This is a genomic window from Microbacterium sp. P03, assembly GCF_043556235.1.
Lineage (GTDB): Bacteria > Actinomycetota > Actinomycetes > Actinomycetales > Microbacteriaceae > Microbacterium.
In genome coordinates, this window is record NZ_JBIGIM010000001.1 from 891,350 (window position 1) to 905,578 (window position 14,229).

At 70.1% G+C, this 14,229-nt stretch carries 15 protein-coding genes; 5 read left to right on the top strand and 10 right to left on the bottom strand.

Annotated features, from left to right (window positions below; translation table 11 throughout):
* Positions 1 to 2: 2 nt before the first annotated feature.
* Positions 3 to 185 (bottom strand): hypothetical protein, encoded by a 183-nt coding sequence (locus tag ACFXOO_RS04295; protein ID WP_378838434.1) that lies wholly within the window; start codon positions 183 to 185, stop codon positions 3 to 5.
* A gap of 170 nt (positions 186 to 355) precedes the next feature.
* Here ACFXOO_RS04295 and ACFXOO_RS04300 point away from each other — a divergent pair, with 170 nt between their 5' ends.
* Entirely contained in the window at positions 356 to 481 is a 126-nt protein-coding gene (locus ACFXOO_RS04300; RefSeq protein ID WP_378838436.1) for a hypothetical protein, read from the top strand.
* Positions 482 to 537: 56 nt separating this feature from the next.
* On the opposite strand, the gene ACFXOO_RS04305 is transcribed toward ACFXOO_RS04300, so the two are convergent.
* The gene (locus tag ACFXOO_RS04305) at positions 538 to 2,049 is read right to left on the bottom strand and encodes an MDR family MFS transporter (protein WP_378851149.1); all 1,512 of its coding nucleotides are present in this window, start codon (positions 2,047 to 2,049) and stop codon (positions 538 to 540) included.
* A gap of 94 nt (positions 2,050 to 2,143) precedes the next feature.
* Between ACFXOO_RS04305 and ACFXOO_RS04310 the strand changes: the two genes are divergently transcribed.
* Entirely contained in the window at positions 2,144 to 2,776 is a 633-nt protein-coding gene (locus ACFXOO_RS04310; protein WP_394562857.1) for a DUF1345 domain-containing protein, read from the top strand.
* 21 nt (positions 2,777 to 2,797) lie between these two features.
* Here the strand turns inward: ACFXOO_RS04310 and ACFXOO_RS04315 are convergent, their stop codons facing one another.
* Positions 2,798 to 3,397 carry a M15 family metallopeptidase gene (locus ACFXOO_RS04315; RefSeq protein WP_378851143.1) on the bottom strand — a complete coding sequence of 200 codons (600 nt, stop codon included), beginning with the start codon at positions 3,395 to 3,397 and terminating at the stop codon, positions 2,798 to 2,800.
* Between the two features lie 87 nt (positions 3,398 to 3,484).
* Between ACFXOO_RS04315 and ACFXOO_RS04320 the strand changes: the two genes are divergently transcribed.
* Positions 3,485 to 4,144 carry a response regulator transcription factor gene (locus ACFXOO_RS04320; RefSeq protein ID WP_378851140.1) on the top strand — a complete coding sequence of 220 codons (660 nt, stop codon included), beginning with the start codon at positions 3,485 to 3,487 and terminating at the stop codon, positions 4,142 to 4,144.
* Complete coding sequence (locus ACFXOO_RS04325; protein WP_394562858.1) at positions 4,141 to 5,232, top strand: sensor histidine kinase; 1,092 nt, start codon at positions 4,141 to 4,143, stop codon at positions 5,230 to 5,232. Before ACFXOO_RS04320 ends, ACFXOO_RS04325 begins: the two co-directional genes overlap by 4 nt.
* Positions 5,233 to 5,272: 40 nt before the next feature.
* Here the strand turns inward: ACFXOO_RS04325 and ACFXOO_RS04330 are convergent, their stop codons facing one another.
* A complete protein-coding gene (locus ACFXOO_RS04330; protein ID WP_394562859.1) occupies positions 5,273 to 5,668 on the bottom strand; it encodes a hypothetical protein in 396 nt (131 codons plus the stop codon).
* Between the two features lie 101 nt (positions 5,669 to 5,769).
* Entirely contained in the window at positions 5,770 to 5,982 is a 213-nt protein-coding gene (locus ACFXOO_RS04335; protein WP_394562860.1) for a hypothetical protein, read from the bottom strand.
* Positions 5,983 to 6,054: 72 nt separating this feature from the next.
* Here ACFXOO_RS04335 and ACFXOO_RS04340 point away from each other — a divergent pair, with 72 nt between their 5' ends.
* Positions 6,055 to 8,133, top strand: coding sequence for an ABC transporter ATP-binding protein (locus ACFXOO_RS04340; RefSeq protein WP_378838663.1), 2,079 nt, complete (start codon positions 6,055 to 6,057; stop codon positions 8,131 to 8,133).
* A 69-nt stretch (positions 8,134 to 8,202) separates the two neighbouring features.
* Here the strand turns inward: ACFXOO_RS04340 and ACFXOO_RS04345 are convergent, their stop codons facing one another.
* From ACFXOO_RS04345 to nadA, 5 genes are read right to left on the bottom strand one after another with little or no spacing between them, the layout of a single operon-like run.
* On the bottom strand, positions 8,203 to 9,162 hold the full coding sequence (locus ACFXOO_RS04345) for a glycosyltransferase family 2 protein (RefSeq protein WP_378851128.1): 960 nt from the start codon (positions 9,160 to 9,162) through the stop codon (positions 8,203 to 8,205).
* Positions 9,159 to 10,313 (bottom strand): cysteine desulfurase family protein, encoded by a 1,155-nt coding sequence (locus ACFXOO_RS04350; RefSeq protein ID WP_394563202.1) that lies wholly within the window; start codon positions 10,311 to 10,313, stop codon positions 9,159 to 9,161. The genes ACFXOO_RS04345 and ACFXOO_RS04350 overlap by 4 nt, the downstream gene beginning before the upstream one ends.
* A gap of 18 nt (positions 10,314 to 10,331) precedes the next feature.
* Positions 10,332 to 11,195 carry a carboxylating nicotinate-nucleotide diphosphorylase gene (gene nadC / locus ACFXOO_RS04355; protein WP_378838458.1) on the bottom strand — a complete coding sequence of 288 codons (864 nt, stop codon included), beginning with the start codon at positions 11,193 to 11,195 and terminating at the stop codon, positions 10,332 to 10,334.
* Positions 11,195 to 12,862 carry an L-aspartate oxidase gene (gene nadB, locus ACFXOO_RS04360; RefSeq protein ID WP_394562861.1) on the bottom strand — a complete coding sequence of 556 codons (1,668 nt, stop codon included), beginning with the start codon at positions 12,860 to 12,862 and terminating at the stop codon, positions 11,195 to 11,197. Before nadB ends, nadC begins: the two co-directional genes overlap by 1 nt.
* Entirely contained in the window at positions 12,859 to 14,208 is a 1,350-nt protein-coding gene (gene nadA, locus ACFXOO_RS04365) for a quinolinate synthase NadA (protein ID WP_378838462.1), read from the bottom strand. The genes nadB and nadA overlap by 4 nt, the downstream gene beginning before the upstream one ends.
* Positions 14,209 to 14,229 lie beyond the last annotated feature (21 nt).

Below are 14,229 nucleotides of genomic sequence, written 5' to 3' on the forward strand. Positions count from 1 at the left end.
CGTCAGGCGTCGGCCTGCTCATCCTCTTCCGGCTCGAAGTGCGTGGGCTCCCCGGTGTGGCCGGCAGCCACGCCGTTCGGGTGCGGGGGAATCGTCCCGTCACCGCCGAGGCCGCCGGGCTTGGGAGTCGCCTTGTCGTCTTCGTGGTCGGACGTGTTGTCGAGATCGCCGTTGGTGTCGCTCATGATCCGACGGTAGTCCGACGAAGAGCGGGGTGCGATGGGGTTGCGTCCTGCCCGACGGCGTACTAACTCCTCCGTCGTCATGGGCGACCGGCGCAGGAAAGGACACACGACGGTCGACAGAACGTGTTCGAGTCGACGCCCGGGCGCGCCGGGCGGTCTAGCCTGGTCTCATGTCGAATACTCAGGCGAACCCCGTGCAGACGCTTCAGCCCCTTCCCCCGGTATCGGAGGAGCAGAATCTCCTCACCCCGGAGGCGTCCGGCTCGTGCTGCGGAGGCGGCGCCTGCTCGATGTGAGCTGAGCGCATCCGGATCCGCCCACAGGGGAGGTCCGGGCCGCTCGCTCCGACCGATCAGTGGGCTATCGGGGCAGCTGCACCGGTGTCCGCTGGCTTCCGGACGAAGAACGACCCGGCGACGGCGAAGAGCGAGAGGATCGCTCCGACCACGAACGCCGAACGGACCCCGGCCGCCTCGGCGGAGACGGCGTCCAATCCGACGGCTGTGCTCGACGCCGAGACCCCGGACATGACGGTGATGAAGATCGCGATGCCCGCCGCCCCGGCGACCTGCTGGACCGTTCCCACGATGGCACTCCCGTACGAGTAGAACCTCGGCTCGAGCGAGCCGAGGGACGCCGTGAACAAGGGCGTGAACGACATCGCGAGCCCCAGTGAAAGCACCACCTGGGCGGCGACGACGACCCACACGGGGGTGCTTTCCCCCACCGTCGTGAAGAACCAGAGCATCGCGCTCGCGAGGATGGCGCCCGGGACGATCAGGATGCGCGTGCCCCGCTGGTCGTAGATGCGCCCGATGACAGGCCCGGTGACGCCCATGATGAGTGCCCCCGGCAGAACGATCAATCCGGTTTCCAGCGGGCTCAACAGCAGAACGCGCTGAAGGTACAGCGGCAGGATCGTGATCGCGCCGAAGAAGGCCGCGGACAGGATGAACATCTGCGCCATCGCGAAGGAGAAGTTCGCCGATCGGAACACCCGCAGATCCAGCAGCGCCTGATCGTCTCGCTGCAGGCGCAGTTGGCGCCAGATGAAGAGCGTGAGCGAGACCAGGCCGACCAGGAGCGCGATCACCAGCGAGACGGTGGCCGTGGATGCCGCCGCAGCCGCTGCGGCGTCGCCGCCGTGTGCGGAGGCGCCACCGATCTGGCTGAGCCCGTAGACGATGCCGCCGAAGCCGAATGCCGAGAGGACGATCGACAGCGGGTCGATCGGTGCGCGGCGGGTCTCGCCCACGTTCGTGACCCACTTCGCGCCGATCAGGAGCATCGCCACCGCGATGGGCAGAACGATGCCGAAAAGCCACCGCCAGTTGAGCGTCTCGAGGACGACACCCGACAGTGTCGGACCGATCGCGGGGGCCACCGAGATGACGACGGAGACGCGCCCCATCATGCGACCGCGCGCGTGGATCGGAACGAGAGTCATGATCGTGGTCATCAGAAGGGGCATCATGATGGCCGTGCCCGACGCCTGAATGACACGACCGACGAGCAGAACCTCGAAACCGGGCGCGAGCGCGGCGGTGAGCGTGCCCAGCGAGAACAGCGTCATGCCGCCGATGAACGCCTGCCGCGTCGTGAAGCGCTGCAGCAGGAACCCGGTGATGGGGATCACGACGGCCATGGTCAGCATGAACGCGGTCGTGAGCCACTGCGCTGCCAGCGCCGTGATCGACAGATCGGTCATCAGGTGCGGGATCGCGACGTTCATGATCGTCTCGTTCAGGATCACCACGAACGCGGCACCCAGCAGCAGCCAGATGACGCGCGAATCCTTCGCGCTGATCGCGGATCGAGTGTTCGCGGCGTTCGCCGTGCGAAGGCTGTCGGTCTCGGCAGTCATCGGAGTCCCATCGGTGCGTCGGCCGGAGTCGGCACTTCCAACGTAACGGCGCGCGCCGACATCTGATTCCCGCGCCGGGTGAAACGATCGGCTCATGGCAATGCTCTCGGGTCCGATCGGGCGGCTCATCGTGGGAACGGTGGGCGGGATCGCGGTGGGATGCGCGATCGGCGGCCGGTGGGGACTCGCCGCGGGCCTGCTCGCGGGGTGGGGGACGGCGGCCACGGTGATCTTCGTATGGATCCTCTGCGTCGTGTGGCCGATGGGGGCCGAGGCGACGCGCACCCACGCCCGCCGCGAAGACCCGGGTCGGCGGTTGGCGCGTCTCATCGCGGTGATCGGGAGCGTGGCCAGCCTCGGGGCGGTGGCGGCGGTGCTGCTGCAGTCGAACGATCTCGGGCGCGGTGATCAGTTCCTGCTCGCGGGCATCGCCCTGGTGAGCGTGGTGTCGTCGTGGGCGCTCATCCAGATCGACTACATGCTGCGCGTGGCCCGGGTGTACTACGCCGAACCGGTGGGAGGCATCAGCTTCAATCAGGACGAGGACCCGATGTACACCGATTTCATCTACTTCGCCGTCGGCCTCGGTCTGACCTACCAGGTGTCCGACACCAACGTGCAGACCAACGCCCTTCGGCGGATCGTGATCGCGCAGAGTCTGCTCGCCTATCTCTTCGGAGCGGTGATCCTCGCGTCGGTGGTCAACCTGGTGGCGGGCCTCAGCTGACCAGCGCCCGCTCTGCGGCGGTCACGACGCGGCGTCGAGCTTCATCTCGGGGCATGTTCCGCCGGGAGCCGTGGCCAGTTCGTAGTGCCACCGTTCGTTGGCGTACGTCTGGCAGATGCCGTAGGCGGGGCCGTGCTCCATGAGCCAGAACTGGGCATCGATCGGCCCCACGTCGACGGCGTCGCCGGTCACGTGGCTCGAGCGCTCCGGAGTGGCGACGTACTGTCGTGCGACCTCTTCACTGGCGTAGAGCTCGACGGCGTCTTCGAACAGCCAGCGCTGGTAGCCGGTGCTCCGCCAGCCGCTCGTCACGTACAACGAGATCCCGTCAGCGGCGGCATCCCTCTCCGCCTGTCTCAGTGCGTCGCGGAGGGATCGGTTCAGACGCGCGACGGCGGGCACATCGTCGTCGTCGATCGTGACGACCATTCCTTCGGCGATGAGCCCGTCGGTCGCGCTCGGCGAGAACGGCGCGGCCACGGCGGCGAAGGCGCCCTGCACCAGCAGCAGTGCGACTCCGGCGAGGCCCGCCGAGATCACGGCGCCGACAACGACGAGGAGGAAGGGCAGGCGACGCCGTGACGGCTGAATGACGGATGTGGGGAGCGAACGCGATGACATGCAGGCCATTTCACGCGGACGGCTGTTGCCTGGACGTACGCGCAAACGCATACGTCGCCGATATGTCGCGCGTCCTACGCTGGGGAGATGCGTGTACTGATCGTCGAGGACGAGGTCTTCCTCGCCGAGGCCATCCGAGACGGGCTCCGCCTCGAGGCGATCGCCGCCGATCTCGCGCATGATGGGGAGGCCGCGCTCGAGCAGCTCGCCGTCAACTCCTACGACGTCGTCGTGCTCGATCGCGACATCCCCCCGCCGAACGGCGACGAGATCGCCCGTCGGCTGGCAAGTGCGCAGCGGAGTCCGCGCGTACTGATGCTCACCGCCGCGGATCGGCTCGACGACAAGGCGCGGGGCTTCGAGAGCGGAGCGGACGACTACCTCACGAAGCCGTTCGCGATGCGTGAGCTCGTCCTGCGGCTGCGTGCCCTCGACCGACGACCTGCAGCGGGAACGCCGCCGATCCTGGAAGTCGCGGGGGTGCGCCTCGATCGATTCCGGCGCGAGGTGTTCCGTGACGATCGGTTCGTGTCGCTCACCCGCAAGCAGTTCGCCGTGCTCGACGTCCTGATGACGGCGGGAGGCGGCGTCGTGAGCGCCGAAGACCTTCTGGAACGCGCGTGGGACGAGAACGCGGACCCGTTCACGAACGCCGTCCGCATCACGATCTCGACGCTGCGCAAACGTCTGGGTGAGCCCTGGGTCATCGAGACGGTGTCGGGCGTCGGATATCGGATGACGACATGAGCGGGCGCCGCCTGGGTGCTCGGCGACCGGGACTCTCGATACGCGTCAAGCTGGCCTCGAGCTACGCGGCCTTCCTCGTGGTGGCCGGGATCGCGCTGTTCATCGTCGGGTTCCTGCTGCTTCGCTTCGTCCCCGACGGCAACCTGTCACTGGACGGCGGCTCATGGGCGCCGAATCGCGGCGACCTCCTCGAGGTGTTCGTGCGCTACGCCTGGTGGGCGATGGCCCTGCTGGCCGCGATCGGGCTCGGCGGCGGCTGGCTGCTCGCCGGGGCCGTCCTACGGCCGCTCGATCGGATGACGGAAGGTGCGGCCCTCGTCCGCGACGGCGATCTCGGTCATCGGATCGACCTGGACGGCCGCCGCGACGAGCTCACCGATCTGGCCGACACCCTCGATGCGATGCTCGACCGCGTGCAGCGAACGGTCGACGCGGAGCGGGTGTTCGCCGCCAATGCCTCGCACGAACTCCGCACTCCCCATGCGATCATCCGCACCCTGGTCGAGGTCGCGCAGGCGGACCCCGGCGGCCGCGACGTCGAGCTGCTCCTGCGGCGTATCGCCGCGACGAACGAACGGGCGATCGCCTCCACCGAGGCGCTTCTCACGATCGCGCGGGTCGAAGGGGGCGGTGCCCTGCGGACGGCGCCCCTGGATCTCGCCGCGGTCGTCTCCGACACGATCGAGGAGTCGAAGGCGGATGCCGCGGCCCGCGGCATCGCGCTGACGGCGTCCATCGAGCCGTCCGTGGTGAACGGTGACTGCGTGCTCCTGCGTCAGCTCGCGTCGAACCTGCTCGGCAACGCCCTCGCACACAACGCCGACGGGGGCTGGGTGCGCGTCGTGCTGTCCACGGCGGGGGTGCTGACCGTGTCCAACGGAGGACCGGTGCTGTCCGGGGACGTGGTCGCGACGCTCACCGATCCGTTCGTCCGTGGCGCCGGACGTGCGCGCACGGCGGGTGGTCACGACGGGGCGGGCCTCGGGCTCACGATCGTCGCCTCGATCGTCCGAGCGCACGCCGGCACGCTGTCCGTCACGGCGCCCGCGTCCGGCGGACTTCACGTGCGGGTCGACCTCACCCGCTGACGACCGCGTGGGAGGGCAGTCGCCATCACGCGCGGAACCGTCACGACGGCCACACCCACGGCCGCACCGACGGTGTTCCAGAGAATGTCGTCGGTGTCGGGCACGCGACCGGGACTGCTCGCTGTGCGATCTCCACGGCCGCCGACAGGGCGAGCCCGGCCGCGATCGGGAGCGGCCACGCTCGCGGGCTCAGCAGCAGTGCGAGCAGCGCACCGAGCGGCACGAACAGGAAGAGGTTCAGGACGATCTCGGCGTCGCCGTAGCCGATGGCGACGCGGAGCGGTGAGGTCGCCGCATCCATCGCGCGCATGACCGCACCGCGGGCGGGACCCACGATCGATCGGGGCGCCAGCGTGAGGACACCGACCACCGCGACGGTCGCCAGTGCGGCCAGCAGGATGGAGCGCGTCGGCCGGGCGCGCGGGGGACGGGGCATGAGCAGACCTCTTCCGCCGGGACGTCGGAGACCGGCAGGTTCAGTTCACGCGCACCGATGTTGCCGGAGCGTATGCGGAAGGAGAGCTCCCGCGCGTCGCCCTATTCCTGGTCGAGGTGTTCCTCGTCGGCGGGCTCGTCCCACTTCTCCGACCCGATCGCGTCGGTGGGATGGGGGACGAGCTCCTCCTGCTCGACGTCTGCCGGCACGGGGCTCAACAGCTCCTCCTGCGGGACCGCCTGAAGCTCGTCGATCTCCTCGCGGAGTGCCTTCAGATCTTCGCCGTCGAGGGGCTGTTCGGGTGTGCTGGCCATGCCGCGAGCCTAGCGGGCGCTGCGCCGTCGGCGCCGGATGTCCGAGTGCGGGGATACGCTGACCGGATGAGCATGGGCATGCGCGGTGGACGCGGCGGTGGTGGGGGCGGCCGCCTGGTCGACCCGAAGGCCCAGAGGGCCGAGAACGCCGCCGCACCCAAGATCCCCGATCTGGGAGCGCGGGTCGTCTCCCTGTTCCGGCCCTACAGCGGCCGGCTCACCGTCACCGGCATCCTGGTCGTCATCAGCGCGGCGCTGGGGGTCATCCCCGCGCTCGTGATCGAGCGCATCTTCGACGACGCCCTGTTCCCTGCGGAGGGGGGACCGCAGCTCGGTCTGCTGATTCAGCTCGTGGCCATGATGGTCGGCCTCTTCGTGGCCTCGTCGGGGATAAACATCGTGCAGACCTGGCTCACGTCGTCCGTGGGCAACCGCATCACCGGCGACCTGCGCCTGCGTCTGTTCTCCCATCTCCAGGAGATGGATCTCGCGTTCTTCACCCGCACGAAGACCGGCGTCATCCAGTCCCGTCTGCAGAACGACGTCGGCGGGGTCGCCGGCGTGCTGACGACGACGATGACCAGCATCCTGGGCAACCTGGTGACGGTGATCGCGTCGCTCGTGGCGATGATCATCATCGATTGGCGCCTCACGATCATCGCGGTCATCACTCTGCCGATCCTCGCGCTCGTGCAGCGGCGCGTGGGCATCGTGCGTGCGCGCATCGCCGCCGAGACGCAGGAATCGCTGTCCGAGCTGACGGCCATCACGCAGGAGACGCTGAGCGTGTCGGGCATCCTGCTGTCGAAGTCATTCAACCGGCAGCGCACGGAAGAACGACGGTATGCCTCGGAGACCGCGAACCAGGTGCGGCTGCAGGTGAGCCAGACGATGAGCGGCCAGTGGTTCTTCGCCGTCGTCGGCGTCCTGATGTCGTCGGTACCCGCTGTGATCTACCTGGTCGCCGGGTTCCTCCTCACCGGCGGGAGCACCGACATCACCGCCGGAATGATCGTCGCCTTCACGACCGTGCAGGCGCGACTGCTGTTCCCGCTGATGGCGCTCATGCGTGTCGCGCTCGATCTGCAGACATCCAAGGCACTGTTCGCGCGCATTTTCGAATACCTCGATCTGAAGCCCGCGATCACCGACGCACCCGACGCCATCGACGTCGCCGATGCACCCGGCGAGCTGGGGACGATCGAGTTCCGTGACGTGATCTTCCGCTACCCCGACGCGTCCCCCGACGCCCGCCCGACGCTGGGCGGGGTGTCGTTCGTCGCCGCGCCCGGTCAGCATGTCGCGTTCGTGGGCCCGTCCGGTGCCGGGAAGACGACCGTGCTCTACCTGACCCCCCGCATGTACGAGGCGTCCGAGGGGCACGTGATGTTCGCCGGGGCCGACGTCCGCACGCTGCGACGGGCAGCGATCATCGACCACGTCGGGATCGTGTCGCAGGAGACCTATCTGTTCCACGCCACCGTCGCCGACAACCTCCGCTACGCGAAACCGGACGCGACGGACGCCGAGCTCGAGGCCGCCTGCCGTGCCGCGAACATCCACCATGTGATCGTCGGTTTCGAGCAGGGCTACGACACCATCGTGGGAGAGCGCGGCTATCGCCTCTCCGGTGGGGAGAAGCAGCGCATCGCGATCGCCCGGGTGCTGCTCAAGGACCCACCGGTCCTTCTGCTGGACGAAGCGACGTCGGCGCTCGACACGGTCTCGGAGCGCGTGGTCCAAGAGGCATTGGATGCCGCGGCCCGCGGCCGCACGACACTGTCGGTCGCGCACCGGCTGTCGACGGTGATCCACGCGGACGTCATCCATGTCGTGGACGGCGGACGGATCGTGGAGTCGGGCACGCACGCCGAGCTCATCCAGGCGGGCGGGCTCTACGCGGAACTCGCCGCCGAGCAGATCGCGGCGACGAAGATCCTGCAGGCCGAGGAGACCCAACCCGCGGCGGATCACCCCGAGCGGCGCGCGGACGCCGCGCCCGACGCCCCCGCCGGACCCCCTGTCCTGGTGCCGGAGACGACCGGTGCGCTCCTGTTCTCCGACGCTCCCGAGGCGCACGGGCCGGGGATGCTGGGGGAGCAGGCCGCGCCCTGGCCGGAGCTGCCGCAGACATCGGGTCGCGAGCGCTGACGGCCCGTCGCCGAGCCGCGCGCTGCAGGCGCAGCGGTCGGTCGGCCCGGCGCCGACCCACGCCGGCGTCTACCAGAGCAGCGCGGCCGATACGTCCTCGGACGTCGGGCGCGGAGCGGGTGACGGGCGATCGTGGAGAGTCCGGACGAAGTCTGCGAGGAGACGGCGGTACGCGGCATCCGGGTGTCCCTGCGCGATGCGCACGAGGGGCGGGACGTCCATCGTGAGAATCAGTTGCACCCGCGACTCCGCGGCGTCCACATAACCGGCCGCATCGAGTACGCCGATACCGCCGGCCATGGCCGAGAGGTAGTCGCGCAGAACGGGGAGCTCATCCTTGCGCTGGGTGATCGACGAGCCGTCGGCGCGTTCCCGCCAGTGGACGAGCACGTCCGGGATGACGTCGAAGGCCCGCGCCTTCACGTACATCTGCTGCGCCACGACCTGGTCCTCGTAGAGCGCGCCCTCGGGGAAGCGCAGTCCGGTGCGCCCCCAGAAGTCGTGTCGCGAGAGCTTCGACCAGGCGACGATGTTGCCGGATGCGTCGGGGTGCGTACGGAGCGTCACGCCGACGCGCTCGGGGTCGGTGGCCGCAGAGACCCACGGCTGCACCGTGCCGGCGGTGTAGCCGCCGCCTCCGTGCGGACGCAGCCGCACGTAGGCGCCGGCGACGAAATCGCTCCCCGTCCGGGCGAGGGTCTCGACCAGGCGGGCGAGGGCGTCGGGTGTGAGGCGATCGTCGGCGTCGAGGAAGCCGACGTAGGTCGTGTCCACGAGGTCCAGGCCCGTGTTCCGCGCCGCGCCGAGGCCCGCGCGTTCCGCGTGGTGCACCACGCGGAATCGGGGGTCTCGGTCCGCTGCTGCGTCGAACACCTCTCCGGTCCCGTCGGTCGACGTGTCGTCGACCAGTACGGCCGTCCACGCACGGAACGTCTGCGCGCGCAATGAGTCGAGCGCTTCCTGCGCGTATTCGGCGACGTCGTGGCCCGGGACGATGACGGTGACCGTCGGTCGGCGCTCCGAAGTCATCGCGACGCGTGCACGCCGGCGACGGACGCCACGGACGCGGCGACGGCGTCCGCGACGCCGTCCAGGGATTCTCGGAGCCCGTGCGGGAAGCTGAACCGCACCGCCGTCTGCGCGACCTCGGCCGGAACGCCCATCGCGAGAAGCACATGGGAGGGATCGTCGCTCCCCGCCGCGCACGCCGATCCGCTGGAGGAGACCACCCCGCGACGCTCCAGCTCGAGCAGCACCGCCTCGCCGCTCGTGCCGGCGAACGTGAAGCTCGCGGTGCCGGCGAGACGGTGCTCGGGGTCGCCGGTGAGCCGGGCGGCCGGCACATCGGCGAGCACGCGCGCGATGAAGCCGTCGCGGAGTGCCTCGATCCGACGGGCGTCCTCCTCGCGTTCGGTCTCGGCGAGTTCCAGCGCCGTCGCGATCCCGACCGCACCGGCGACGTCCTCGGTGCCACTGCGCCGCCCGCCCTCCTGCCCGCCGCCGTGCATCAGGGGCTCGAGCGGCACGCGCCCGCGCACGCCCAGGACACCGCTGCCCTTGGGCGCGCCGACCTTGTGCCCTGCGATCGAGATCGCGTCGTAGTGCAGGAGTCCGGCGGACAGGGGCAGCCACCCTGCGGCCTGCACGGCGTCGACGTGCACCGCGATGCGGCGTGCGCGGGCGGGCGCCGCGATGGCCGCGACGTCCTGCACCGTACCGACCTCGTTGTTCGCGTACCCGAAGGTGATGAGCGCGGTGTCGTCGCGGAGGGCTGCCGCCACAGCATCCGGGTCGATCCGTCCGTGCTCGTCGACGTCGACGTACGACACCTCGAAGCCGTGCACCCGTGCCAGGTAGTCGACCGAGCCGAGCACCGATTCGTGGCCCGTCCGCGTCGTGACGACGTGTCCGGCATCCCGGCCCAGCTGAGCGGCGATCGAGATGCCCTTGATGGCCAGGTTGTTGGACTCCGTGCCGCCGGATGTGAACACGACGTCGCCCTGCCGCATGCCGAGGACCCGCGCGACGCGTGCGCGCGCGTCGGCCAGCGCCTGCGCGGCCGCCTCGCCGACGGTGTGGTGACTCGAGGGGTTGCCGAACCACCGCGTGAGGAAGGGCATCATCGCCTCGAGTACTTCCGGGCGCACGGGCGTGGTCGCGGCGTTGTCGAGGTAGAGCATGCTCATGATGGCTTCCTATTATCCGCCTATGCGTGTGATCCGCAGATCGAGTGCGAGATCGAGGGCGCGCGCCGAATGCGTCAGGGCTCCGACCGAGATGACGTCGACCCCGGTCTCGGCGATCGCCCGCACGGTGTCGAGATCGACGCCGCCGGACGCCTCGACCGTCGCCCGGCCGCGCACCTGTGCGACGCCGGTCCGCAGGTCGTCGAGCGAGAAGTTGTCGAGCATGATCGTCCCGATGCCTGCGGCGAGGACGTCTTCGATCTGATCGAGACGATCCACCTCGACCTCGACGTGCGTGGTGTGCGGGAGGCTCGCGAGGGCTTCGCGCAGCGCCTCCGTCACCGACAGACCGCCTTCGGTCAGGACCGCGAGGTGGTTGTCTTTGGCCATCACGGCGTCCGACAGGCTGTACCGGTGGTTGCGACCCCCGCCGCTCTGTACGGCGTGCCGCTCGAACGCCCGCAGTCCCGGCGTCGTCTTGCGGGTGTCGACGATGCGCGCGCGCGTTCCGGCCACTTCCCGGACGTAGCGCGCCGTCAGCGTCGCGACACCCGACATGCGCTGCGCGAAGTTCAGCCCCACCCGTTCGGCGGTCAGGACCGACCGCGCGGGCCCCGCCACGGTCGCCAGCACGGTGCCGCTCTCGTACTCGGTTCCGTCCGCGACGAGCAGCTGCACCTCGACCCGCGGGTCTGTCAGGCGGAACGCCGCGGCGAACACCTCACCGCCGCTGAACACTCCGCCCTCCCGCCCGATCAGATCAGCGGTGGCGACGGCGTCGGCGGGGATCAGCGACTCGCTGGTCAGGTCACCCCACGGCGCGTCCTCCTCGAGGGCGGCGGCGACGACGCGATCGAGCGTGGCTCGGGTCAGCATCAGACGACCTCCGTCCGGAGCGCCGCGCCCCCGAAGAACGCGGATGCCTCGGCATCCGTGTCGGCCGTCTCCGGCGCGTCGCGGCGGAAGTGCGCACCGACAGACGTCGGCCGCGCCTGCGCCGCGGCGACGAGTCGTTCTGCGACGAGCAGCAGGTTCTCGTCCTCGAACTGGGCTTCGGTCTGCGGGCTGCGCGTCTCGGCCCGCCACCGGGCGATGACGGACGCCGCGTCCGAAAGACCCTGCGCATCGCGGACGAGTCCGGCGTCCTGCCACATCAGCTCCTGCAGCGCCGCGCGGCTGAACGCGGGAGCGTGGCGTCCCGGAGTGGACGCCGCCGGCGCCGCCGAGGCGCTCGCGTGCGGGGACGGGGCGGACCAGGTGCCGGATGCCGCATCCTCCGCGATCACTTCGCCCGCGCGGGCGCCGAAGACGGCTCCTTCGAGGAGGGAATTCGATGCCAGGCGGTTGGCGCCGTGGACGCCCGTCCGCGCCACCTCGCCGACCGCGTAGAGCCCGCGGAGGGTGGTGCGGCCGTACAGGTCGGTTTCCACTCCGCCCATCAGGTAGTGCGCGGCGGGGGTCACGGGGATGGGTGCGACGGCCCAGTCCAGCCCGCGGTCGCGCACCGCACGGTCGATCGTCGGAAAGCGACGGGCCAGGAACTCGGCGCGCTCCGTGACGGTCGCCCGCAGGCCCGTCGCGTCCAGGAGGACGGGAGCACCGCCCTGCGCCTCCATCTGTCGCGCGATCGCCCGCGCGACGACGTCGCGCGGCGCGAGCTCGCCGTCGGGGTGCGCATCGAAGGCGAACCGCCGACCGTGCGCGTCGACCAGGGTCGCGCCCTCGCCCCGCACGGCCTCGGAGACGAGGAACGCCTCATCCGAGCCGGGTGCGGCGTCGATCGCGGCGCCCGGGGTGGGGATCGACCCTTGCAGCACGGTCGGGTGGAACTGGAAGAACTCGAGGTCGCTCACCGCCGCACCCGCCCGCAGTGCGGCGGCGATGCCGTCGCCGGTCGCGACCGGAGGGTTCGTGGTGTGGGCGTAGAGCTGCCCCGCGCCGCCGGTGGCGAGCACGACGGCGTCCGCCCGGACGATCTCCCGGCGGCCCTGTACGCCGGGCGCGTCGCCGATGAGCAGGTCGACCCCGTCGACGCGGCCGCCGGTCGGGTCGATCACCAGGTCCACGAGGAAGGCGTGCTCGATCACGCGCACGTCGCTCGCCCGGAGCCGGGCGACCAGGGCCTTCTCGATCGCGGTACCCGTGGCATCCCCGCCCGAATGCAGGATGCGCGGGTACGAGTGCGCCGCCTCCAGGCCCTTCACGAACGCGCCGTCGCCGTCGCGGTCGAACGCCACCCCGAGGTCGATGAGCTCGCGGATGCGCTCAGGTCCTTCCTCGACCAGCACACGCACGGCGGCGATATCGCTGAGCCCGGCGCCGGCGGCCAGCGTGTCGCGCACGTGGTCTGCCACCCGGTCGTCGTCGAACATCACACCGGCGATGCCGCCCTGTGCATACCGGGTGTTGGCGTGCTCGAGGACGTCCTTCGTCACGAGCGTGACGCGGCATCCGCGCACGACGGCGTGCAGGCCGACCGTCAGCCCGGCGATGCCGCTGCCCACGACGACGACGTGAACGGGTGCGGTGCCGGACGTGCTCACGAGAGCGACTCCGCGGTGATCCTGGGCGCCTCGGGGGGCTTCGCCGCCAGCATGCGCTCGAGAGCGACTCTGGCCGGATCGGCGACGTCCGCCGGCACGACGATGCGGTTGCGTACCTCTCCCGCCACGAGGCCCTCGAGAACCCACGCCAGGTAGCCCGGGTGGATGCGGTACATCGTGGAGCACGGGCACACCACCGGGTCGAGACAGAAGATCGTGTGCTGCGGGTGCTCGGCCGCGAGGCGCTGCACCAGGTTCACCTCCGTGCCGATCGCGAAAGTGGCGGGCTCGGTGGCCGCCTGAATGGCCTTGCGGATGTAGTCGGTGGATCCCGCCTCGTCTGCGGCGTCCACGACCGCCATCGGGCACTCGGGGTGCACGATGACACGGACGTCCGGATGCTCCGCCCGTGCCTTCTCGATCTGTTCGACCGTGAAGCGGCGGTGCACGGAGCAGAATCCGTGCCAGAGGATGACGCGCGCGTCGGCGAGGTCGCTCTCGTCGTTCCCGCCGAAGGGCTTGCGGGGGTTCCACATCGGCATCTGCGCGAGCGGGACGCCCATCGCCTTCGCCGTGTTGCGCCCCAGGTGCTGGTCGGGGAAGAAGAGCACGCGGCGACCGCGCTCGAACGCCCACTCGAGCACCGTACGCGCGTTCGACGAGGTGCAGACGATCCCGCCGTGCCGACCGACGAAGCCCTTGATCGCCGCGGACGAGTTCATGTACGTCACGGGGATGACGGGCACCAGACCGTCGGCATCCGGGGCCTCGAGGTCGCCGTACACCTCCTGGAGCTGCTCCCAGCACTCTTCGACCTGGTCGATGTCGGCCATGTCGGCCATCGAGCAGCCGGCCGCGAGATTCGGGAGGATCACCGCCTGGTCGGGTCCCGAGAGCAGATCGGCGGTCTCGGCCATGAAGTGCACTCCGCAGAACACGATGGCCTCGGCCGTGGTGCGGGCCTTCGCCGCGTTCGCGAGCTGGAACGAGTCGCCGACGTAGTCCGCGTGCGCGATCACCTCTTCGCGCTGGTAGAAGTGCCCGAGCACCACGACCCGCTCGCCCAGCGTCTGCTTCGCGACGCGGATGCGCTCGTGGAGTTCGTCCTCGGATGCTTCGCGGTACGAGGCCGGAAGCTCGCCCTGCCGCGGTGAGCCGGTGGGGATGACGTCGCCCATCGAGGAACCCGGTCCGTAGCCGGGACGGACATCGAAGGTCCACGGCCCGTCGGCAAGATCGGTGTTGCACGTCTCGGCGACGGAGGCGCCGGCGACGATCGCCTGGATCTCGTGGTCGACAGAGGGGTCTCGGGGGAGGGGCTGGAGCGTCAGCGAGGTCAGGGACATGTCAGCACGTTCTTTCGGGAA